Annotated in this window: 17 protein-coding genes and 2 pseudogenes; 7 read left to right on the plus strand and 12 right to left on the minus strand. The window is 73.0% G+C overall.

Annotated elements, in window-relative coordinates:
• Positions 1-179: 179 nt before the first annotated feature.
• Positions 180-776, minus strand: a pseudogene (locus OHB44_RS30850) (NADH-quinone oxidoreductase subunit C); the annotation flags it as partial.
• A 105-nt stretch (positions 777-881) separates the two neighbouring features.
• On the opposite strand from OHB44_RS30850, the gene OHB44_RS30855 reads away from it, so the two are divergent.
• Positions 882-1,928: a glucose 1-dehydrogenase gene (locus OHB44_RS30855; RefSeq protein ID WP_330438988.1), complete on the plus strand. Its 1,047-nt coding sequence runs from the start codon at positions 882-884 to the stop codon at positions 1,926-1,928.
• A gap of 16 nt (positions 1,929-1,944) precedes the next feature.
• Here the strand turns inward: OHB44_RS30855 and OHB44_RS30860 are convergent, their stop codons facing one another.
• Complete coding sequence (locus tag OHB44_RS30860) at positions 1,945-3,261, minus strand: DUF2252 domain-containing protein (protein WP_330438989.1); 1,317 nt, start codon at positions 3,259-3,261, stop codon at positions 1,945-1,947.
• A gap of 179 nt (positions 3,262-3,440) precedes the next feature.
• On the opposite strand from OHB44_RS30860, the gene OHB44_RS30865 reads away from it, so the two are divergent.
• Positions 3,441-4,367: a hypothetical protein gene (locus tag OHB44_RS30865; protein ID WP_330438990.1), complete on the plus strand. Its 927-nt coding sequence runs from the start codon at positions 3,441-3,443 to the stop codon at positions 4,365-4,367.
• A 54-nt stretch (positions 4,368-4,421) separates the two neighbouring features.
• Here the strand turns inward: OHB44_RS30865 and OHB44_RS30870 are convergent, their stop codons facing one another.
• The gene (locus OHB44_RS30870; protein ID WP_330438991.1) at positions 4,422-5,003 is read right to left on the minus strand and encodes an NADH-quinone oxidoreductase subunit B; all 582 of its coding nucleotides are present in this window, start codon (positions 5,001-5,003) and stop codon (positions 4,422-4,424) included.
• A 218-nt stretch (positions 5,004-5,221) separates the two neighbouring features.
• On the opposite strand from OHB44_RS30870, the gene OHB44_RS30875 reads away from it, so the two are divergent.
• From OHB44_RS30875 to OHB44_RS30885, 3 genes are all read left to right on the plus strand, one after another.
• On the plus strand, positions 5,222-5,758 hold the full coding sequence (locus OHB44_RS30875; protein WP_330438992.1) for an RNA polymerase sigma factor: 537 nt from the start codon (positions 5,222-5,224) through the stop codon (positions 5,756-5,758).
• Positions 5,751-6,962, plus strand: a complete 1,212-nt coding sequence (locus OHB44_RS30880; RefSeq protein ID WP_330438993.1) for a hypothetical protein — start codon at positions 5,751-5,753, stop codon at positions 6,960-6,962. The genes OHB44_RS30875 and OHB44_RS30880 overlap by 8 nt, the downstream gene beginning before the upstream one ends.
• Positions 6,963-7,243: 281 nt before the next feature.
• Positions 7,244-7,471: a hypothetical protein gene (locus OHB44_RS30885; protein WP_330438994.1), complete on the plus strand. Its 228-nt coding sequence runs from the start codon at positions 7,244-7,246 to the stop codon at positions 7,469-7,471.
• Positions 7,472-7,523: 52 nt separating this feature from the next.
• Here the strand turns inward: OHB44_RS30885 and OHB44_RS30890 are convergent, their stop codons facing one another.
• Genes OHB44_RS30890 through OHB44_RS30900 form a run of 3 tightly spaced genes read right to left on the minus strand, consistent with a single transcriptional unit; the run spans position 7,524 to position 10,791 of the window.
• On the minus strand, positions 7,524-9,032 hold the full coding sequence (locus OHB44_RS30890; RefSeq protein ID WP_330438995.1) for a pyridoxal phosphate-dependent decarboxylase family protein: 1,509 nt from the start codon (positions 9,030-9,032) through the stop codon (positions 7,524-7,526).
• Entirely contained in the window at positions 9,029-10,444 is a 1,416-nt protein-coding gene (locus OHB44_RS30895; protein WP_238684584.1) for an MFS transporter, read from the minus strand. The genes OHB44_RS30890 and OHB44_RS30895 overlap by 4 nt, the downstream gene beginning before the upstream one ends.
• A gap of 32 nt (positions 10,445-10,476) precedes the next feature.
• A complete protein-coding gene (locus OHB44_RS30900) occupies positions 10,477-10,791 on the minus strand; it encodes an MGMT family protein (RefSeq protein WP_238684583.1) in 315 nt (104 codons plus the stop codon).
• Positions 10,792-10,852: 61 nt separating this feature from the next.
• On the opposite strand from OHB44_RS30900, the gene proB reads away from it, so the two are divergent.
• Both proB and OHB44_RS30910 read left to right on the plus strand, forming a co-directional pair.
• A complete protein-coding gene (gene proB, locus OHB44_RS30905; protein WP_238684582.1) occupies positions 10,853-11,962 on the plus strand; it encodes a glutamate 5-kinase in 1,110 nt (369 codons plus the stop codon).
• Positions 11,963-12,079: 117 nt separating this feature from the next.
• Entirely contained in the window at positions 12,080-13,321 is a 1,242-nt protein-coding gene (locus OHB44_RS30910; RefSeq protein WP_330438996.1) for a glutamate-5-semialdehyde dehydrogenase, read from the plus strand.
• A 153-nt stretch (positions 13,322-13,474) separates the two neighbouring features.
• Here the strand turns inward: OHB44_RS30910 and OHB44_RS30915 are convergent, their stop codons facing one another.
• From OHB44_RS30915 to OHB44_RS30940, 6 genes and pseudogenes are all read right to left on the minus strand, one after another.
• Positions 13,475-14,362, minus strand: a complete 888-nt coding sequence (locus OHB44_RS30915) for a prenyltransferase/squalene oxidase repeat-containing protein (protein WP_238684601.1) — start codon at positions 14,360-14,362, stop codon at positions 13,475-13,477.
• Positions 14,363-14,490: 128 nt separating this feature from the next.
• Entirely contained in the window at positions 14,491-15,672 is a 1,182-nt protein-coding gene (gene moeZ, locus OHB44_RS30920; protein WP_196919866.1) for an adenylyltransferase/sulfurtransferase MoeZ, read from the minus strand.
• Between the two features lie 123 nt (positions 15,673-15,795).
• Entirely contained in the window at positions 15,796-16,554 is a 759-nt protein-coding gene (locus OHB44_RS30925; RefSeq protein ID WP_442932636.1) for a DUF3152 domain-containing protein, read from the minus strand.
• Positions 16,555-16,721: 167 nt separating this feature from the next.
• A complete protein-coding gene (locus OHB44_RS30930) occupies positions 16,722-17,570 on the minus strand; it encodes a DUF3152 domain-containing protein (protein WP_330438998.1) in 849 nt (282 codons plus the stop codon).
• Between the two features lie 5 nt (positions 17,571-17,575).
• Complete coding sequence (locus OHB44_RS30935; protein ID WP_238684578.1) at positions 17,576-18,550, minus strand: alpha/beta fold hydrolase; 975 nt, start codon at positions 18,548-18,550, stop codon at positions 17,576-17,578.
• 23 nt (positions 18,551-18,573) lie between these two features.
• A pseudogene (locus tag OHB44_RS30940) lies at positions 18,574-20,286 on the minus strand (hypothetical protein); the annotation flags it as partial.
• Positions 20,287-21,771 lie beyond the last annotated feature (1,485 nt).

The following is a 21,771-nucleotide window of genomic DNA, read 5'->3' on the forward strand; positions in this document are numbered from 1 at the left end:
GCGTCGGGCGCGGGCTTGGCAGCCGGGCCGGCGTCGGGCGCGGGCTGGTCGGCAGGGGCCGGGCCGTCGGTGGCGCCGGCCGGTCGGGGAGTACGCGCCGGACGGACCCCCGGGGCAGGCCGCGCCGGACGCTCACGGGCCGGTCTGGCCGGGGTGCCGCCACGCGGACCCTCCCCCACCCCACCGGCGCCGGCCGGGGTGGGCGTGGGCCCCCACTCGCCCGGGGCGGGAACGCCCGGCGGGCGGATCGGTCGACGCCCGCCGCCAGCCTCGGACTCGCCCGGCTCCTTCGCGCCCGGCCAGGGCTTCGCCACCCGGGAGGCCAGCACGAACTCCTTACGCAGCGGGTGACCCTCGAACTCCGGCGGCAGAAGCAGCGGCAGCAGCTCCCCGTGGCCGGCGAAGTCGATCCCGAACATTTCGTGCGTCTCCCGCTCGTGCCAGGCGGCACCGGGGTAGACGTCGACGACCGAGGCGACAGTGGGCTCGCCGCGCGGCAGCCGGGTACGCAGCAGCAGACCGTGCCGCAGTCGCGTCGACCAGAGGTGCGCCACCACGTCGAAGCCCTCAGCCAACTCGTCGACCGCGGAGAGCCAGTCGAAGAAGTCGCAGGCCAGCTCGGCGTCGTCACGGGCGGCGGAAACCGCTGTCAGCCAACTCGCGGGCGGCACATCGACTGTGGCCCGGGCGAACCTTTGCCCGCCGGAGACCGACGGGGTCGCCTCAACCGGCGCGAGCAGCGCGACCAGCCGAGCGCCGACCTCTTCGGGAGTCATGCCGCTGATCCTAGTGCCGGCCGGGCCCGCGCCTGGCCGCCGCCGATGCCCAGCGATCTGCCGGCTTTGGGCGCGTCGCACCCCGCGGCGGGGAAAGATGAGGGCGTGCGCGCTGTGACAGTGAGACCCGGAGTCGCCAACTCGCTGAGCCTCGTCGAGGATCAGCCCGAGCCGGCTGCCGAGGAGGGCTCTGTCCTGGTCGAGGCGCTGGCGGTGGGGATCTGCGGCACCGACCACGAGATCATCGCCGGGGAGTACGGCGAGGCGCCGCCGGGCGCCGACCGCCTGGTCATCGGGCACGAGTCACTGGGCCGGGTGATCGAGGACTCCAGCGGCACCCTGCAACCCGGTGATCTGGTGGCTGGGATCGTCCGGTATCCCGACCCGGTGCCCTGCTCGAACTGCGCGGTCGGCGAGTGGGACATGTGCCGTAACGGTCAGTACACCGAACACGGCATCAAGGGCTTGGCCGGGTTCGCCCGGGACCGCTGGCGGGTCGAACCGCGGTTCGCTGTCGCGCTCGACCCGACGCTGGCCCAGGTGGGCGTGCTGCTGGAGCCGACCAGTGTGGTGGCGAAGGCCTGGGACCACATCGAGCGGATCGGGCACCGGGCCGAGTGGCAGCCGCAGACCGTCCTGGTGACCGGGGCCGGGCCGATCGGTCTGCTGGCCGCGTTGCTCGGCACCCAGCGTGGGCTCACCGTGCACGTGCTGGACCGGAACACCGAGGGGCCGAAGCCGGAGCTGGTCGCCGGGCTCGGCGCCACCTACCACACGGTGCCGGTCAACGACCTGCCCTTCGAGCCGGACGTGGTGATCGAGTGCACCGGCGCTCCCACAGTGGTCCTCGACGTCATGTGCAAGGCGGCCCCCACCGGGATCGTGTGCCTGGCCGGGGTGTCCAGCGGCGGCCGGAAAATCGACTTCGACGCCGGGGCGCTGAACCGGGCGCTGGTGCTGGAGAACAACGTGGTGTTCGGCTCGGTGAACGCCAACCGGCGACACTGGACCATGGCCGCGCAGGCGCTCGCCCGCGCCGACCAGGTCTGGCTCGAGTCGCTGATCACCCGGCGGGTGCCGGTGAACCGGTACGCCGACGCGTACACCCCCGGACCGGACGACATCAAGGTGGTGCTGGAGTTCGCGTCCTGAGCGACGCCGCGCCCGATCAGATGCCCGGCAGTCGACCGTTGCGGAACAGGTCGACGAAGAGCTGATGGTCCTGGCGGGCGCGCACCCCGTACGCGTGTGCGAAATCCACCAGGTGGGCGACGAATCCCGGCTCGTCGGCGTCCACCGCCGCGACGATCGCCTCCTCGGTGGAGTAGTCCACCAGGTCGTGACTGGATTCGTCGTCGGCGACCGAGTGCATCCGGGCCACCGCCCGGCCGAGGTCGACGAGAACCCCGGTCAGCTCCTCCGGCTCGTTCACGTCCGACCAGTCCAGATCGGCGGCGTACGGGGAGACCTCGGCGACCAGCTGACCGGTCCCGTTCAGCTGGGTGAAGCCCAGCCACGGGTCGGCGTGCGCCTGCAACGCCCGCTGCGACTCGGCGGTCCGGTGCCCCTGGTGCTGGAAGTAGCCGCGGACCGACTCGTCGGTGACGTACCGCGCCACGGCCGGCACCTGCGCCTGCTTCATGTAGATGACGACGTCGTTCTCCAGTGCCTGGGTGTGCCCCTCCAGCAGCAGGTTGTACGACGGCAGCCCGGCCGAGCCGATGCCCACCCCCTTGCGCAGCACCACGTCCTTGATCCGCGCCGCCACCGGGCGCAGCTGCGTCGAGGCGGTTGGCAGGGTGCCGAGGTAGTCCTGGAAGGCTGCGCTGACCAGGTCCCGGGTGGCGTCGTCGATCTCGAAGACCCCGTCGCCGATGGAGAAACGTCGCTCGTAGTTGTCGATGGTGGTCTGCGCGGCGAGCAGGTCCACGCGGGTGTTGAGTCGGGCCCGTTGGAGCACCCGGCGCAGCACCCCGTCGGCGTTGTCCAGGGTGATCGAACCGATCGCGTCGTCACCGCCGGCGGCGATGGCCCGCAGTTCGGTCAGGTACGACCGGGCGAACCCGGCCACCAGCTCCCCGATGGCCGTGTCGGAGAGCGCCTTGCCGTAGCCGAGCAGCGCCACGCTGGCCGCGAGCCGGCGCAGGTCCCAGGTGAACGGCCCGACGTACGCCTCGTCGAAGTCGTTCACGTTGAACACCAGCTGCCCGGAGGCGTTCATGTAGGTGCCGAAGTTCTCCGCGTGCAGGTCACCGTGGATCCACACCCGGCTGGTCTGCTCGTCGGAGAACCGGTCGTCGGCGAAGTCGCCGAGCTGGTCGGCGTAGAACAGCGCGGCGCTGCCCCGGTAGAAGGCGAACGGCGACGCCGCCATCTTGCGGAACTTGCGGCGGAAGGCGGCCGGGTCGATCGCCATCGACGCGCCGAACTCCTCGGTGAGCACGTCGACGATGTGGGTGGACCGCTGGTCCGCTGAGCTGGTCATAGTCCGCAGGCTAGTGCGGCGGGTCCACAACGGGGTGGCGAACGGCCCATCCATCGATCATGCTGTCTGGGTCACGGCGCGGGGGCCCGGACACCACGGTCACGTCGGTCGATCGCGTCGCTGCCAAGCGCGGGCGACAGCTCCCTCGCCGGGCGTCGACCATGGAGGACCAGATACAGATGCTCCGCAAAACGGGGACCCTACTCACCGCCGCGCTGCTCGGCCTGACTGCGACGATCGGCGGGGCCGGACCGGCCGCGGCCGCACCGTCCGCCTCCGCCGACGCTCCCACCTTCTCGCTGAGCCGGCTGGTGCTCGAGCCGACCGAACGCGGCTACCGGGGCAGCCTTCGGGTGACCATCACGAACAACAGCGACACCACGCAGGGCTTCTACTTCCGGGTCCGTGAGGCGGTGGCCGGCTCCTTCTCCGGGGGCGTGGAGTCACGCTGCGAATCGGACGGCGTGGAAGAGGGACGGTTGGTCCGCACCTGCGCCCTGCCGCGTGGCAATGACCTGGCCCCGGGTGAGTCCCGCAGGGCAACTGTCGAATTCCAGGTGCTGACCACTCCCCGCAGCTACCCGATGATCGCAGCGGGCGGCCTGGTCACCGCCTACTCGTACGAGACCGGATCGCTGGGCACCGTTCCGTTCAGCGCACAGTTCCGCTCCCTCGACGGCACGCTGGCCCGCCCGCAGACGTACGTGCAGGACACCCTGGCGGACGCGTCGGTCGAGGTGGCCGGCCCGGTGACCGACGGCCCCGAGAACACCCGCCGGGTGCCGCTTCGGGTCCGGTACGGCGGCGACGCGCCGCAACTCGGCCACTCGCTCACCGCCACGCAGCTTCCGGCCGGGTCGATGATCCTCTTTACCGATCCCCATGACGGGCCGGTGTACGGCCCGCAGGCTTTCGTCCCGGGCGGGCTGCTGATGCAGGGTGAGGAGCGCGACGTGGCGCTGTTCATCAGCCGGCCGACCGACCCGGCGGACGAGTCGGCCACGATCACCGTGGAGCTGGCCACCCACTACTGGATGGGAACGACCCCCGACGTCGACCCGAGCGACAACAGGGTCACGTTCAACCTGGCCCTGCCGACCAGCTGACCAACCAGCGGCGGGCCGCTGCCCGGACCAGTTCCGGGTGGCGGCCCACCGCCCTCAGCTGGCGGTGGGTGGGCGTACCGGCGGGGCGGTGAGCGAGTCGACCGAGCGTGGCGCGGCGGCCTCGCGGGGCGGGGCGTCCAGCGGCGCGGCCAGCACGTCCCGTTGCGGGACACCGCCGATGCCGGACTGCTCGGCGGCGATCTTCTCTTGCAGGCGCAGGATGCCGTGCAGCAGCGCCTCCGGCCGGGGTGGGCAGCCGGGCACGTACACGTCGACCGGGATGAGCTGGTCGATGCCCTTGGTCACCGAGTACGAATCCCAGTAGGGGCCGCCGCAGTTGGAGCAGGCACCGAACGAGATGACGTACTTCGGCTCGGGCATCTGGTCGTAGAGCCGCTTGATCGCCGGGGCCATCTTGTCGGTCACCGTGCCGGAGACCACCATCAGGTCTGCCTGGCGGGGGCCGTGGGCGAACGGGATCACGCCGAGTCGGATGAAGTCGTGCCGACCCATGCTGGTGGCGATGAACTCGATGGCACAGCAGGCCAGACCGAAGTTGAACACCCAGAGCGAGTAGCGACGGCCCCAATTCAGCACGAACCGGATCGGCTCGCCGAGCACTGCCGGTAGCTGCACGACCGCCCCCTCTCCTCACCGACAGTGAATCACAGACGGCGTCCGCGCGGCCCGGCGGTGATCGGCGGAGCGGTCCACCAAATGTCTCCGAGCCGACAAGGATCGGCGGCGATCGACGCGCAACCTACTGGCGCGCTCGCTTGTGTGACCGGTGCTGGCGAACACACCGCCGGCAGCCGCCACGGGGAGGACGAGTGCTTGTGACACGAGATGTGCGGGTGGGCGAACGCCCGCCGGACCCACCGGGAACCGCAACCTCCACGTCGGCAGAGCTGGTCTTCGACGACTTCTACCACGCCCACTTCCGCGGGCTGGTGGTGCAGTTGACCGCGTACACGGGCGACCGTGGGCAGGCGCAGGAACTGGTTCAGGAGGCGTTCTGTCGGGCGTACGCCCGCTGGGACCAACTCGTCGGTTACCAGGACCCCCTGGCCTGGGTCCGTCGGGTCGCCTGGAACCTGGGGCACAACCGGTGGCGGCGGCTGCGGACCGCCCAGCAGTGGCTGCTGCGGCAACGGGAGACACACGTCGCGGAGCCGAACCCGGACCGGGTCGCCCTCGACACCGCGTTGGCGAAGTTGCCGCCGAAGCAGCGGCGGGCCGTCGTGCTGCACTACCTCGCCGACCTGACGGTCGCCGAGATCGCCGACCAGGAACAGGTCGCCGAGGGGACGGTCAAGTCCTGGCTGCACCGGGGCCGGACCGCACTCGCCACCCACCTGCGCGACACCAATGAGGAGGTGCGGGATGTCTGAGCAGGAGATTCTTGACCTCGCCGATGAGTTCGCCCGTTACCGCCGTACCGCGCTGGCGGAGGTGGAGGCGCCGGGACCCGCCGCCGTTCGGCGGACGGTACGAGGCCGCGGCCGACGCCGGCTGGCTGCCAGCGCCACGACGGCGCTCGCCCTGGTCGGCGGGTCGGCCGTCGGATACGCGGCGTTGAGCGGCCCGGACCACCGGCCCGGTCCGGTCGACCCGACGCCGAGCATCTCGGCGTCAGCGACGCCGACGCCGATGCCGACGAGTCCGACGCCCAGCCCTGCCGGGACCAGTGCCAGCCCGACCACCCCCGCACCGGACGGCCGGTTCAGCCGGGCCCAACTGTTGGGGGTGCCGGTGACCCTGCCGGCCTGGCGGGCCGGGCGAGGCTGCCCGACGTCGCAGACGCGGCTCACGGCCGACGCCCGGGAGGGCGCGAACTCGCTCCTGGCGCTCGACCACGGCGACATCGACGGGGACGGCGGGGTGGAGACGGTGGCTCTCGTGCAGTGCGTGCTCGGCACCCGCGGGCCGATGCAGGTGGTCGCCTTCGACCGCGACAAGGAAGGAAAGGCGACGACTGTCGGTCGGGTGGTTGCGACCACCATCGACAAGCCGGAGTGGCTGTTCGCGCTGGATGTCGTGGGTGACGGCACGGTTCGCGTCCAGGTCGGTGACATCGCTCCCGGGGGTGGCTGGAACGCCAAGTGGTCACAACAGCAGTGGCGGGGCTACCGCTGGAAGGGCGACACCTTCAGCCAGGTCTCCGGGCCGACGAGCTTCGGTCCGAACCCGAACCTGGCAGACGTCTCGGTCACCACTGGCGACCTCGTGCTGAGAACTGCCGACGACGGCTCCCGGACGGGTACGGCCACGGTGCGGATTCGTAACCGGGGCACGGGCCCGGTCGCCCACCTGGTGCTGCGGTTGGGCGTGCCCGCGGTGGTGCGCGCGGACGTCGACGGGTGGGGCCCGTGCGCGGGCGTCCACGAGGGCGTCGAACCGATCACCTGCCGGCTGGGTCAGCTGGCCGCCGGGGCGGAGATGCGGCTGGACCTGGACTTCCGGGTGCTCGAAGGGATCACGCTGAGCACTGACAAGGCGGACGTGGACGTCCAGCCGATGGACAGCGAACGTGACGTCCTGCCGGACGTCAACAGAACCGACAACCTGGTTCGGATGACGATGACCTACGGCTGACGGTTGCCGGCCGCGTCGGAGGCCACGGGGGCGTACGACGCGGCCGGCGCTCCGCTCACCACGCGGGCGCTGGCCCCGCGTCCGACCCCGCCTCGCCACTCAGTCCCCCACACGACAGTCGAACCACAGCGTGGGCTGCAACCTCCGGGCCCGTTTTGGGCTTCTAACGGGGTACGGCACGCCGAGCAGGAGCGCCGACAACGGGGAGCACGGGAACGACCCCGATGAGCGAGTGGTACGACCGCCTCGGGTACGGGCCCGACGGCGAACGGGGAGGGGCAGTGACAGTGATGACGGGAGCCGGCGGGTCGCCTGGAACCTCGCCCGGAGTCGTGGCCGAGGGCACCGTCAAGTCCTGGCTGCACCGCGGCCGGACAGCGCTGGCGGGACTGCTCGACGAGAGCACCGAGGGGATGGGCAGCGTCCGGGTGCACTTCGACAACCAGGACCGGCACTGGCAGGACCTGACCTTCAAGAACACCTTCGTGGAGGTGCGGGCGGCTCCCTGATCCGGCCCATCGGGTCCGGCCGGCACCGACGGCCGGGCCCGATGCGGCGCGGTCAGTTCGGGGCCCAGCTGGGGCGTTGCAGCAGGCTGACGAATTCCACCAGCAACCGCTCGCGCAGCGCCGATGGCGCGGCGTCGAGCAGGGTGTTCACCAGCGCCATCCGTTCCGGCAGCGGTCCCGCGCCCGACCCTGCCTCGCCGCCCAGGCCCAGCCCGGCAGCCAGGCCGACGATCAGGTCCGGGGTCAGCGCCTCGGGGGTCAGCGCACCGACCAGGGCCGCCAGCTCGGCGGGCAGCCGCACCGGGCCGGCGGCCCTGGCCGCGGCCACCGCGTCGGTCAGGTCCGGCCCGAACTCGGCGACCCGGGGCGCGACCGCGGCGGTCACCGTGAGGTGCACGCTGGCGGGCAGACCGTCGTACGAGAGCTGGGGTTGGGTGTGCCAGCCCCTCGCGGTCAGCTCGTCGACCAGGACGAACAGGTCGGGGCCGCCCTCGGTGGCGGTGAAGCAGACGACCGTCGACTCCGGCTCGGCCATCAGCCGCAGCCCGTCGACGGCGCGGACCGCGTCGGCCAGGCCGGCGACCGCGTCCCGGGTGATGGCGGCCAGCCGCAGGTAGCCGTCGTCGCCGAGGTGCCGCACTGTGGCGTACGCGGCGGCGATCGGGCCGCCCGAGCGGGTGGACGCGATCACCGGGTTGATCATGGTGTAGCCGGGCCAGTCGGCGTACGCGAAGTACTGCGGGGCGCGCAGCGTGGCGTCGCGGTGCAGCAGCACGGACACCCCCTTCGGGGCGTACGCGTACTTGTGCAGGTCGACCGAGATGGAGGTGACCCCGGGCACCGCGAAGTCGAACGGCGGCACCGGCTCCCCGAGCCGACGCAGGTACGGCAGGGTCCAGCCGCCGAAGCAGGCGTCGACGTGGCAGCGCACCCCGGCCTCGGCCGCGGCGGCCGCGATCTGCGTGACCGGGTCCACCACCCCGTGCGCGTAGGACGGCGCGGAGCAGGCGACCAGCACCGTCTCCGGGCGGATCGCGGCGGCCATCGCGGCCGGGTCGGGACGCAGCGTCTCCGGGGAGACGGGCACGACGTCCAGCGCCACCCGCAGGTAGTGCGCCGCCTTGGCGAATGCCGCGTGCGCGCTCGACGGCACCACGATCCGGGGTGCGGTGATCTCCGGGTGGGCGTCCCGGGCGGTCTTGACGGCGAGGATCAGTGACTCGGTGCCGCCGCTGGTGACGCTGCCGACGACGTCCGGGGCGGTGGTCCCGGGGCCGGCGCCCAGCACCCGGCCGGCGGCGCCGACCAGCGCGTTCTCCATGGCCAGCAGGGACGGGAACGCGGTCGGGTCCAACCCGTTGACGTGCGCGCTCTCGCGGTGGGCGGCGGCGGCCAGCTCGTCCAGCCCGGGCACCGCCGGGTCGTAGACGTACGCGAACAGCCGTCCCCCGTGGGTGGGCGCGTCACTGGACCGCAGCTCCCGCACCTCTTCCAGAACCCGTTCCGCCGGAACCCCGGTGGCGGAAAGCGCCCCAGCCTCAACCCTGTTCTCGTCGATCATGGAGTTACGGTGCCCTTCTCGTGACGGTCAACGCTTTCGTCCCCCACCACAACTCCATGATCGCCCAGGTCGCTGTGGGCGGTGAGGGTGTACTGGCGGAGCAGGAGGATCGGAGGGGCGATCAGCAGGGCCGGAATCAGCGTGAAGCCGAGGAGCACGCCCAACCTCGCCGTGTCCGACTGGGCCGCCGCCGAGCCGGTGTCGGAGGACACGTAACCGGAGAGCTGGAGCACCAGTCCGTAGATACCCGGGCCGAGCGCCAGGCCGAAGGTCTCCCCGGCGGTCCACAACCCGGTGAAGACGCCCGCCTGCCGTCGGCCGGTGCGCGCCGTCTCGTGCGCGATGCAGTCCGGCAACATGGCCAGCGCGAAGACCTGCTGCCCGGCGTACCCCACGCCGATCAACGCGACCAGAAGATAGACGGCCACCGCCGGCAACGCCGGGGCGGCGACCAGGGCGAACGCGCCGACGGCGAGGATCAGCGAGGCGACCACCAGCGCTGTGCGCTTGCCCAACCGGGCACCGACCCGGCTCCAGATCGGCATCACCAGCAGCGCCGGCCCGACGAAGCAGACGAAGAGCAGCGTCGGCCCGCTCTCCGCGTCACGCAGGATCTGCCCCGCGAAGTAGTTGACCCCGGCCAGGATCGTCGCCACCCCCGCGGACTGCACCACGAAACAGATCAGCAATGCCCGGAACGGACGGTTGGCAGCGGCCACGGCGAGCTGGGCGCGCAGCGTCGGCTCGCTCTCCCCCACCGTGCCGGTCGGCGCGGACCGGGTGCCCAGGAACGCGCCGAGGGCGCCGAGGGCGATCAGCGCCGCCACGAACAGGCCCATCCAGCGGTGCCCGGCCACGCCGTCGCCACCGGCGCTCACCACCAGCGGCGCGACCGCGCCGGAGACCAGGATGGCCAGCGCCAGCACCGCGATCCGCCAGGTCATCAACCGGGTGCGCTCGGTGTAGTCGCCGGTCAGCTCCGCCGGCATCGCCACGTACGGCACCTGGAAGAAGGCGAACGCGGTGGCGGTGGCGAGGAACGCGAACGCCACGTACGCCACGGCGGCCGGCCCGTTACCGAAGGGCGCGGCGAAGATCGACGCGAACAGGACGGCGAGCGCGAGGCCGGCCACGAGCAGGTACGGCCGGCGAGCCCCCCACCGCGACCGGGTGCGGTCGGAGATCCGCCCGGCGACCGGGTTGACCAGCACGTCCCAGGCCTTGGGCAGCAACACCAGCAGGGCGGCCAGCCCGGCGGCCACGCCCAGGGTGTCGGTCAGGTACGGCAGCAGCAGCAGACCGGGCACGGTGCCGAACGCTCCGGTCGCCAGTGAACCGAGCGCGTAGCCGGCGTGCACCGAGCGGGGCAGCGAGCCGGTGGCTGACGAGCCGGCGCCCGGCGGCGTTTTCATGAGCCCGAATGTTACTCACGTTAGGGCGGCGGTCACATCCCCTCATCAGGCGACCAGCCTGCCGCCGCGATGTCCACACCCTCGCCGCGCAGCGGCACACCCTCGGCCCGCAGTCGGGCCCGCGCCTCCCGTTCGTGCCCCGGCGGCAGGCGACCACTCGCGGTCACCACCCGATGCCAGGGCACCGAGCCTCCGTGCCGGGCCATGATGGTGCCGACCAACCGGGCCGAGGCACGGCCCGAGCGCTCGGACAGCGCGTCGGCCACCCCGCCGTACGACATGACCCGGCCCTCCGGGATCCGCTCGACCAGGTCGAGAACCGCCTCGACGTACTCGTCTGGAGTCACAATCCGCCACCATATGGGAAGGCCGCCGGGCGGTGCGGCCGTGACCACGCAGAATGGGCGGGTGCGCGACGCAGTCACGACGGCCCGGCGGGTCGTCGTCAAGATCGGATCCTCCTCGTTGACCACCGCCACCGGCGGGTTGGCCGACGAGCGCGTCGACACGCTGGTCGACACCCTCGGTCGGCTCACCGCCGAAGGGCGCGAGGTGGTGCTGGTCTCCTCCGGCGCCATCGCCGCTGGGCTCGCCCCGCTCGGGCTGTCCCGACGCCCGCGCGACCTGGCCACCCAGCAGGCCGCCGCCAGCGTCGGGCAGGGGCTACTGATCGGCCGGTACGCGGCCAGCTTCGCCCGGCACGGCCGCACCGTCGGGCAGGTGCTGCTCACCGTCGACGACGTGACCCGGCGAGCGCACTACCGCAACGCGTACCGGACGCTGCGCAAGCTGCTCGACCTGCGGGCCGTGCCGATCGTCAACGAGAACGACACGGTGGCCACCCAGGAGATCCGGTTCGGCGACAACGATCGGCTGGCCGCCCTGGTGGCCGCGCTGGTGCACGCCGACCTGCTGGTGCTCCTCTCCGACGTGGACGCGCTCTGGACCGGTGACCCCACCAACCCGCGCTCGACCCGGATCGCCGAGGTGCGCGACGACGCGGACCTCGCCGGCATCACCATCGGCGGGGCCGGCCGGTCCGGCGTCGGCACCGGTGGCATGGTGACCAAGGTCGAGGCCGCCCGGATCGCCACCGGCTTCGGCATCCCGGTGGTGCTCACCGCCGCCGACCTGGCCACGCCGGCTCTGGCCGGCGAACCGGTCGGCACGCTCTTCCACCCGCAGCGGCGACGCCCGACGGCCCGGCTGTTCTGGCTGGCCCACGCCACCTCACCGCGCGGGCGGCTGCACCTCGACCCGGGCGCGGTCGCCGCCGTCGTCGGGCGGCGCAAGTCGCTGCTCCCGGCCGGCATCACCGCCGTGGACGGCACGTTCACGGCCGGCGACCCGGTGGACCTGGTGGACACCGCTGGCGCATCGGTCGCCCGGGGGCTGGTCAACTACGACGCGGTGGAGCTACCCGGACTGCTCGGCCGCTCCACGTCCGAACTCGCCGCGGCGCTCGGCCCGGCGTACGAACGAGAGGTCGTCCACCGTGACGACCTGGTGCTGCTGTGACCCGAGGACCTTCCCACCATCACCGAGGAGTGTCGGCATGAGCGAGCTTCGGCGAGCGAATCATCGATTCAGTGCGCTGGTGCCTCAGGCCGGCGCGGAGCGCAGCGGAGTGTCGGCATGAGCGTGGTTGAGCAGGCGCGACGGGCGCGGGACGCCGCCGCGGAGTTGGCAGTCGCCACGCGTACGGTCAAGGACGCCGCGCTGGGGGCGATGGCCGACGCGCTGGTGGCGCGTACCCCGGAGATCCTGACCGCGAACGAGACGGACCTGGCGGCCGGCCGTGAGGCCGGGCTGAGCGCGGCCGTGCTGGACCGGCTCGCGCTCGACGCGGGTCGCGTGGCCGGCATCGCCGACGCGCTGCGTGAGATGGCCGCGTTGCCCGACCCGGTCGGCGAGGTGGTCCGCGGGTCCACACTGCCCAACGGCCTGGAGCTGCGCCAGATCCGGGTGCCGTTCGGGGTGGTCGGCATCATCTACGAGGCGCGGCCCAACGTGACGGTGGACGCCGCCGGGATCTGCCTCAAGTCCGGCAACGCGGCGCTGCTGCGCGGGTCGTCGTCGGCCGCGCACTCGAACGCCGCACTGGTCGCGGTGCTGCGCGACGCGGTCGCCGGGGCCGGTCTGCCCGCCGACGCGGTGCAGTTGCTCGACGCCAGCTCCCGTGACTCGGTGAAGGAGCTGATGCGCGCCCGGGGGCTCGTCGACGTACTCATTCCGCGCGGTGGCGCGTCGCTGATCCGCACCGTGGTCGAGGAGTCGACAGTGCCGGTGATCGAGACTGGGGTGGGCAACTGCCACGTCTACGTCGACGCCGCCGCCGACCTGGCGAAGGCCGTCGCGGTGACGCTGAACGCCAAGACGCAACGCCTGTCCACCTGCAACACCGCCGAGTCGCTGCTGGTGCACGCGGGCATCGCCGATGCGTTCCTGCCGCCGGTGCTGGCCGCGTTCGCCGAGGCGGGGGTGACGGTGCACGGCTCACCCGAGGTGGCCGCCTACTCTGCCGCCGTGGTCGAGGCGACCGAGGAGGACTACGCCACCGAGTACCTGTCCGCCGACATCTCGGTGGCGGTTGTCGACTCGCTGGACGCGGCGGTCGCGCACATCCGTCGCTTCGGCACCGGGCACACCGAGGCGATCGTCACCGACTCGGCGAGCGCGGCCCGCGACTTCGTCGCGAGGGTCGACGCGGCGGCGGTGATGGTGAACGCGTCGACCCGGTTCACCGACGGGGGCGAGTTCGGCTTCGGTGCGGAGATCGGCATCTCCACCCAGAAGCTGCACGCTCGCGGTCCGATGGGCCTGCCCGAGCTGACCAGCACCAAGTACGTAGTGACCGGCGACGGACACGTGCGCTAAACCCCCCCGCCCTCCCGCGCCCCCCTACCCCCCGCGGCGATCTTGCACTTACTGCACCGACATAAGGTGCATCCCGCGCAGATCGGCGACAGAAACTGCAAGATCGCCGCGAGGGGTCGGGGGCGCGGGGTTCCGGGGCGCGGGGGCGCGGGGTCAGCCTCGCGGGGTGGGGCGGGCCGCCCGGATCGCGGCCAGCGTGGCGTGCACGTCGAACTGGTGGCCGTCGTCGCTCTCCCAGCCGCCGTCGCTGCGCTGGGTTTCGGTCAGCCGGCGCAGCGCGCGCACCATGATCCAGTCCTGTGGGTCGACGCCGGCGCGGCGCAACGTGGCCGCCAGCCACGCCACGTCCCCGGGGGACATCTTCGGCATCCGCTCGGCGAGCACCACCTGAATCCGGGCGGACTCCTGGAACATCTCCTGCCGGTGCAGCACGGCCGCGCTCAGCCAGCCGGCGGCGAGGTACGACGGCCAGCTACCGTCCGGGCGCAGCCGCGCGGCGAGCGAGTGGGCCGCAGCCTGCACCACCCCGGCGTACGCCCCACCGACCCGATGGTCGAGCGGGCCCGAGGCCCGGGCGTCCAGGCCAGCGACGGTGAGCCAGAAGCCGGCGTTGGCCGACACGAGGAACCCGGCCTCCGGGTCGCCGGGACGGGCCCACTCCGGTGCCGAGTCGGCCAGCGACGAGTCCTCTTCCCAACCGCCGTCGGCCTGCTGCCGGGAAGCCAGCCAGTCGAGGGCGCGGCGGGCGGCGGGACGGCCGAGCCCGCCCAGGTCGTCCAGCTCGACGAGCCGGAAGCAGGTGGCGTCGATCGAGGCGACCTCGCCGCCCCAGGTGGCCGGCCAACCGCCGTCCGGTGACTGGCCGACCTCGGCCGTCTCCAGCAACTCGGCGGGCACGGCGGTGCCGTTGCGGAGCCAGGAGAGGCGGGCGCGTTCCACCGCATCCCCATGCGCCACGACGAACCCGATCGCGGCTTCCAAGTCGACCACGGCGGAGACGCTACCTGCGCAGACCCGATGCCGCCTCGGAGAATCGGCCAGCCCGGAATGGCTGCGTCGCTCCGGCCGGACGGCCGCTCGGCGTCATCTGCGTCGATTTGCCGGGACGGCCGCCTGGGCCACCCCGGCGCGGCGACGTGGCCGCGCCAGGGCAGTCCCGGCTCGATCGGTCAGTACGCGGGCAGCGACGGGTCGATCTGCTTGATCCAGGAGAGCACGCCACCCTGCACGTGCACGGCATCCTTGAATCCGGCCGCCTTGAGCGCGGCGAGCGCCTCAGCCGAGCGGACGCCGGACTTGCAGTGCAGCACGATCTGCCGGTCCTGCGGCAGCTTCGCGAGGGCCTCGCCGGAGATGATGTCGCCCTTGGGGATCAGGGTGGCGCCGGGGATCTGGACGATCTCGTACTCGGCCGGCTCGCGTACGTCGACGAGGAAGATGTCCTTGCCGGCGTCCTGCCACTCCTTGAGCTCCAGGGCGGTGATGGTCGAGTCGAGCGTCGCCTCCTGGGCCTCCTCGGAGACCGCGCCGCAGAAGTCCTCGTAGTCTTCGAGCAGGTCGGTGACCGTCGGGTTGTCGCCGCAGAGCGCGCAGTTCGGGTCCTTGCGGACCTTGATCTTGCGGTATTCCATCTCCAGGGCGTCGTAGACCATCAGGCGGCCGACCAGCGGCTCGCCGATGCCGGTGAGCAGCTTGATCGCCTCGTTCACCTGGATCGAACCGATCGACGCGCAGAGCACCCCGAGCACGCCGCCCTCGGCGCAGGACGGGACCATGCCGGGCGGCGGCGGCTCCGGGTAGAGGCAGCGGTAGCACGGGCCGTGCTCGGCCCAGAACACCGACGCCTGGCCGTCGAAGCGGTAGATCGAGCCCCAGACGTACGGCTTACCCAGCAGCACCGCCGCGTCGTTCACCATGTAGCGGGTGGCGAAGTTGTCGGTGCCGTCGACGATCAGGTCGTACTGGGCGAAGATCTCGCGGACGTTCTCCCGGTCCAGCGCGGTGTTGTGGATCTCCACGTTGACCAGGGGGTTGATCTCGCGGATCGACGCGGCGGCGGATTCGGCCTTGGACCGGCCGATGTCGGAGACGCCGTGGATGATCTGACGCTGGAGGTTGGACTCGTCGACGGTGTCGAAGTCGATGATGCCGAGCGTGCCGACCCCGGCCGCGGCGAGGTACATCAGGGCGGGCGACCCGAGGCCACCGGCACCGACACAGAGCACCCGGGCGTTCTTCAGCCGCTTCTGGCCGGTCACGCCGACGTCCGGAATGATCAAGTGACGTGAGTAGCGGCGGATCTCGTCTACGGTCAGCTCGGCGGCGGGCTCGACGAGCGGGGGCAACGACACGGTGGACTCCCCGGGATCGGCGGTGTGAACCGCGCCATTGTTGCTCGCGGGAGCCCCCCTCGGCCATGAGGGATGACACGTGGTCCGGTATGCGGGAGCGGGAATAACCGACGACCCGGCAGATCAGGGGACGATGTCCCCCGCGTGACGACGACCGTCGAGGTACGGCCAGGCGTTGGCGACGCAACCTTGCAGCCCGTACGTCTGCTGCTGCATCACCGGGGCGGGCTCCCCGGGGCCGGGGCACGCCTCGTGCTCCTCGCCGAACTCGTGGCCCACCTCGTGGTTGATGACGTAGGTCCGGTAGGTGTCCAGCGAAGCGCCGTAGTCGGGGACCGCCTCCATCCAGCGGGCCAGGTTGATGATGACCTGACCGGGCAGGCGACAGGAGGTGTAGCGCTCGGTGGTCAACCCGCCCTCGGCGCACATCCGCTCGGACGTGACAGGGGTGGCCAGGTAGATGGTGAAGTCGGCGGCCCCGGCGTCGGCCACCCGTTGCACCCGCAGCTCATCGGACGCGATCCAACTGCGCGGGTCGGCCAGTACTTCGTCCACGGCGGCGGCGAACACGTCGGCGTCCTGGCCGGCGCCTCGTTCGACGACGACCCGGTATCGGTGCAGCGGCCCGTCCGTGCCGTGCACTGGTGTCTCGCCGTCGGCTGTCGTGAAGCGTCCCGCTCCGGCCGACGGATAGCCGGTGGGCGCCGGGTGCGCTGCCACCCCACCTCCGTGGCCCATTCCGCCCTGCGTGGGGGCGGGAGGCTCGACCGACGGCTCGCCGCCCCGGCTCACCGTCACCCCGATGGCGGCCGCGAGAACGAGCAGGCCGAGCAGCATGCTGCGACGACGACGCCGGTGCATCCGGACGAAGGCGGGACGCACGCCCCGCAACGTCGGCCGGGGCTCGGGTGGCCGAGGCGGGCCGTAAGGGGACGACGGCGTCATACGATCAAGCCTGCCAGATTATTCGGGCATTTCTCCGTTTTTATCGCTATTGCCGCAAGACGCCTGATGGAGGGGTGATTGGTCGACGTGTCGGTCTAACCAACTCACAGGGCGGGACCGGTGTATCGACGCCCGTTCAGGTACGGCCACGGGTTGACCCGGCAGCCATTGAGGAACAGCGTCTGCTGCATCATGACCGGCGCCGGCCGGCCCGCGGCGGGGCAGCGCTCGTGCCGATGCCCGAGCTGGTGACCCACCTCGTGGTTGACCACGTACGTTCGGTAGACAGTCAACGGCACGCCGGCCGAGACGAAGTGCGGCACTGACAACCGCCACCGATCCAGGTTGATGATCACCTGGCCGGGCGCCCGACAGGACGTGTACGGGCGACCGCCGATCCGGATGTCCACCCCACCTCTCGCGCACATCCGACCCGCGGTGCGGGCGGTGGCGAGGTAGACGGTGAAGTCCCGAGGCGCAGCCCCCGGCACCTGCTGTAGCCGCAGCCTGCCGCTGTCGACCCAACTGCCCGGCCCGGCGAGCGCCGCCTCGACCGCCTGGGCGAACTCGGTGACGTCCTCGGCACTGCCCGACTCCACAGCGACCCGGTAACGCCGTAGCTCACCCGCCCGGCCCAGCACCGGGCCGGAGCGGGCGTCGTAGCCGAACCCGCCGGTGCCGGCGCTCGGGACCACGCCGGGCACCCGCAACACCGGCGGCGGCGGACTGGACGGGACCACGGCAGAGGGCGACGGGGCCGGCGGCAGCGGCCCGGCCACCAGCGGCGGCGCGCCGATCTCCTCGGCTGCCAACCGGTCAGCGCTGGGACGCCCACCCGGCCCCTCGGCGATCACGGTCACCACCGCGCCGACGGCCACCACCACCGCCACCAGTTGGGCGAACAGTGCGAAACGTCGCCGACGGCGAGCAGGATAGCGGGCTGAGCTGGGCATCCTGGTCAGCCTGCCAGATCAGCGCGCCCCGCGGTGTCCTCCGTTTCGGCGAGCAGGCCGACCACCGCGCGGGCAACCAGCCGAGGAACCTCCAACTGCGCCACATGGCCGACGCCCTCGAGCATCATCAGTCGGCTGTCCGGAATGACCCGGGCGGTCTGCGGCCCGACTCGCACGTCGACCAGACGATCCTGGAGACCGCCAACCACCAGGGTCGGTGCGCGTACCGCCTCGGCGAGGCGCCACAGCGACCCCTGCCCCGGCAGGTACGACCGCAGGAAGCTGGAGACCAGCCCACGGAACGTCCGGACGTACGCGGCGGCGTAGTGCTCGGCCTCGTACCGCACCCGGATCTCCTCCAGCGCCTCGGCCCGACGCTGATCGCAGATCCGGCTGAGGTCGGCGACGCACGCCTCCAGCACCTGCTGGGCCATCACCTCGGGCGCGAGCTGGGTGAGGTGCCGGGCGACCAGCCGCTCACCTCGGGGAATGGCGAGCACCGGCAGCATCCGCCCCTGCAACGAGCGCCGGAAATCCAGGAACGGCAGCGCCGGGGAGATCAGGGTGAGGGTGCGGACCAGATCCGGCCGGAGCCCGGCGACCTGGACCGCGACCGCGCCACCCAGCGAGTTGCCGAACAGGTGCACCGGCCCTCGACCGGAATGCTCGATCCAGCGGACGACCAGATCCGCGAAGGCCGGAATCGTGTAGCTCGGACCCGGCTCGCTACGGCCGAAGCCGGGCAGGTCGATGGCCTGACCGTCCAGCCGGTCGGCGAGCAGCCCGGCCAGGTCGGTCCAGTTCTGCGACGACCCGCCCAACCCGTGCACGTACAGCGCCGGCTCCGCGCCAACGGCGGTGGCCGGGGTATCCCGCACGTACGTGATCCGGCCGTCGAGGCGGACTTCCCGGCCCGGCCAGGGCGGCGGAACGCTGTCGTCGGGGAGCAGGTGGTCCGGCCAGAGGGTGGCGCGTCTCATTGCTCCAGTCTGCCTCGAACCACTCAGGACAGCAGCGCCTCCAGCCGGCGGTTGACCGCCGCCAGCGTCGCCCGGACCACCGCCTGACGCGGATCACCAGCGACCAGGGCGGACCCGGCGAGCTGCTCGACCCAGCCCTCGCAGACCAGCAGCGCCACCACTGTGGCCACCTCGCAATTGCCGAACGGCACCACGGCAGCGTGCTCGACGAAACAGCGCCCCCGCTCGGCGTTATCGGCACCGCGCAGCAACTCGTCCACCGCGGCCGCCGCCGCCACCGCGCAGAGCCGCAACACGTAGCCGTCCACCGCCGGCCCGGTGGCGTACCCGGAGGCGCTGTCGCCCCCGGCCAGCAGCCGGACCTCCACGTTCGCGTCCAGGCCGAAGGTGCTGACCTGCACGTGGTCGATCACCACTCGGGGCCCCGGCGTACCGCCGGTCTCCAGCGGCCGGGACGGCGCCGACTCCGTCGTGGTCACCTGACCACCGGAGTACGACGTGCCCAGCGTCGCCGGGCTACCGGTCGCGGCGCCGGTCGGCGCGGACGAGACGGACCCGGGTTCCTCCACCGTGGCGCGCCCCCGGTGCGGGGCGTTCGACCGGCGGCGGCGCGTCGGGTCGGTGCCGGTCCGCTGCTCCGGGCCGGACGGCGGGGATTCGACCCGAGCACCGGACGGGCGGGCAACAGTCGGGGGCTCGGCCGACCAGACCTCGCCGGGGTCGCGCGAAGCCGCGTTTCGCGTCTCCGGGGTACGCCGCTCGGCGGGCTCGGCCGCGCGACGGCGAACCGGTGGTGGTGGCGTGCTGGGCAGGCCGGGCACGTTCTGCGGGGCCGCGGCCAACCCCATCCGCTCCTGGAGCAGCCGGGCCACCTGCCGGCTCACCTCGGCCGGGTCGGCACCGTCGGCCAGGTCCAGTCGCAGACTGTGCGCCCCCGCCGGCGTGCGGCGCAGGGCCGCGTCGCGGACACCGGCCACCTCCCGGACGGCGTCCAGGATGGCGTTGACGTCGAACCCCTCCGGGCGCTCGCGCAGGGGGGCCGGCTCGTCGTCCCGGCGCAGGTGAGTGGCGATGCGGGCGAGTTCCGGGGTTTCGGCGGGTGGCTCCACGGCTGGCGGCTCCGGCACGACGGGCACGTCCGGTTCCGCGGGGACGCGCTGCGGCAGCACCACCGCGCTCGCTGCCGACTGCCGGCCATCGTCGGCCGGCGACGTCGGGTCGGGAGCGGATCGGCGCGCCGCGTAGGCGGAGGCGGAGGCCGGTGCGGGCTGATCGCGGCGGCCGGAACCCTTGGTGGCGGTGGGCGGGACCGCTGCGGTGGAGGACGGAGTGGCGTCGGTCGACGGCGAGCCGTTGACCGGCGCGGCCGGTGCGGGCGGCTCGGCGGGTGACGGACCGGGCTCGGGTGTCGCCGGCCGGAGCCGGAACGGTGCGGTCGGTCTGACGTCGGGCCGGGACCGGCCGGGCGTCTCGCCTCCGTCGCCCCCACCGGCGCTGGCCGACCGGCTGGCCGGCCAGGACGGGCGCTCGACAGGGGTGGCCGGGAGCCGGCCCTCTGACCAGTCCGGCCGGTCGGCCCGGGAACTGCTCGCCGTCGGCGAACCGCCGGTCCAGGACGAGCGCTCGGCGACCAGCGACGGGCCGGCCGGAGCCGGTGGCGCGTCGGTCAGCGTGGGAGGTGGCCCGGCCGGAGCCGGGGGCGGTCCGGCGGGTGCCGGAGGTATCGCCTCGGCCGGTGCGGGCGGGTCCGCCGATGCCGGGCTGGAGGCCCAGGACGGTCGCGCTGGCGGGGAACTGGCCGGTTCCGGATCGGCACCGCCGGCCCAGGACGGCCGCGTCGACGCCGCGCCGGTCGCTGGCGGTTCGGACCCGCCGGCCCAGGACGGTCGTACCGGTGGCGCGCTGGTCGCCGCCTCGGACCCGCCGGCCCAGGACGGTCGCACCGTCGGCACGCTGGTCGGCGTCGGCTCGGACCCTCCAGCCCAGGAAGGCCGCGCGGGCGACGCGCTGGTGGGGTCGGGATCGGCCCCGCGAGCCCACGACGGACGGTCGGCGCGGGGACCGCCGGTCGCCCCGGACCCCGCCCAGGACGGACGGTCGGCGGGCGGACCACTGGTCGGCGACGCACCACCGGCCCAGGACGGCCGCTCAGCCGGCGGACCACTGGTCGGTGACGCACCACCAGCCCAGGACGGAGGGTCGGCGGGCGGCGCGCTGGTCGGTTTGCCGGGGCGTTCCGGGGTGGACTCGGATTCGACCCGGACGGGCTCGTACGCCCGGGGCGGATCAGCGCGCACCGGTTCGTACGGACGGGGCACCTCGGCGCGCACCGGCTCGTAGGGCTGGTGGGGTTCGCCGACCCAGTCCGGCGCCGGCTCGTCCCGTGCTGCCGGGACAGCCGGCTCGTCGTCGTGGCGCGACCAGGGCGGGGCCCACCCGCCACCCCAGCTCGGACGGTTCCAGCTCGGCCCCGACCAGTCGGGCTCGATGGCCGACGACTCCCCGGCCCGGTGCGTTTCGCCGGGACGGTGCGCGTCCCCGGTGCGATGCGTCTCCGCCGGCCGGGAACCCTCGGCAGCGCGACCGGGCTCGCCGTCGTCGGCGGACGCGGTCGGGCCCGGGGTCGCCACGGGCTCGGGTGCGAGCGGGTCCCGCCAGTCGCGGGGCGCGGTCGGACTGTCGTCGGCGGCCAGCCGGTCGCCGGTCGGTGCGTGGAAACCGGGCGGCACCTCGAAACCCGACGCCGCGGTGCCGACGGGCGGCACCTGGACCGCCGGCGGGGCCGAGGTGGGCAGCCCGGGCTCGGCCCAGCGGGCACGGTGCGCGGCAGCCGGATCGACGGTGGAGTGTGGGGCGGGGCCCGGGTCGGGCTCGACGGCACCCTGCTCAGTCGGTGGTGCGGGACGTTGGGCGGGCACCACGAGCCGGTCGCCGGCCGCCCCGGGGCGGCCCTCGACGGGCAGCCCGGGCGGGGCGCTCACCGGCGTCGGGCGTCCCGCGGGCGGTTCGAGACCGGGGTGGTGGACGCCGTTGACGTCGTCCGGGTGGTGCGCGCCGTTGACCTGGTGGCCGTTGGTGCGTGCCGGCGACTCCGGGTCGCCCGACCGCCCGACCAGCGGCGATGGCAGGTCGCCGTGCCGTGTCGAGGAGGTCCGCCAGCCCGACGCGGGGTCGGGCTGCCAACGCGGCGCCTCATCCCGGGCGTCCTCGCGGTCGGCGGC

The sequence above is a fragment of the Micromonospora sp. NBC_00821 genome (genome assembly GCF_036347035.1).
Lineage (GTDB): Bacteria > Actinomycetota > Actinomycetes > Mycobacteriales > Micromonosporaceae > Micromonospora > Micromonospora hortensis.

Excerpts from the sequence above, each read along its gene's own strand:
- OHB44_RS30910 (WP_330438996.1), top strand. The coding sequence starts at position 12,080 with ATGAGCGTGGTTGAGCAGGCGCGACGGGCGCGGGACGCCGCCGCGGAG.
- OHB44_RS30860 (WP_330438989.1), bottom strand. The coding sequence starts at position 3,261 with ATGACCAGCTCAGCGGACCAGCGGTCCACCCACATCGTCGACGTGCTC.
- OHB44_RS30880 (WP_330438993.1), top strand. The coding sequence starts at position 5,751 with ATGTCTGAGCAGGAGATTCTTGACCTCGCCGATGAGTTCGCCCGTTAC.
- OHB44_RS30890 (WP_330438995.1), bottom strand. The coding sequence starts at position 9,032 with ATGATCGACGAGAACAGGGTTGAGGCTGGGGCGCTTTCCGCCACCGGG.
- OHB44_RS30895 (WP_238684584.1), bottom strand. The coding sequence starts at position 10,444 with ATGAAAACGCCGCCGGGCGCCGGCTCGTCAGCCACCGGCTCGCTGCCC.
- OHB44_RS30930 (WP_330438998.1), bottom strand. The coding sequence starts at position 17,570 with ATGCCCAGCTCAGCCCGCTATCCTGCTCGCCGTCGGCGACGTTTCGCA.
- OHB44_RS30935 (WP_238684578.1), bottom strand. The coding sequence starts at position 18,550 with ATGAGACGCGCCACCCTCTGGCCGGACCACCTGCTCCCCGACGACAGC.
- OHB44_RS30865 (WP_330438990.1), top strand. The coding sequence starts at position 3,441 with ATGCTCCGCAAAACGGGGACCCTACTCACCGCCGCGCTGCTCGGCCTG.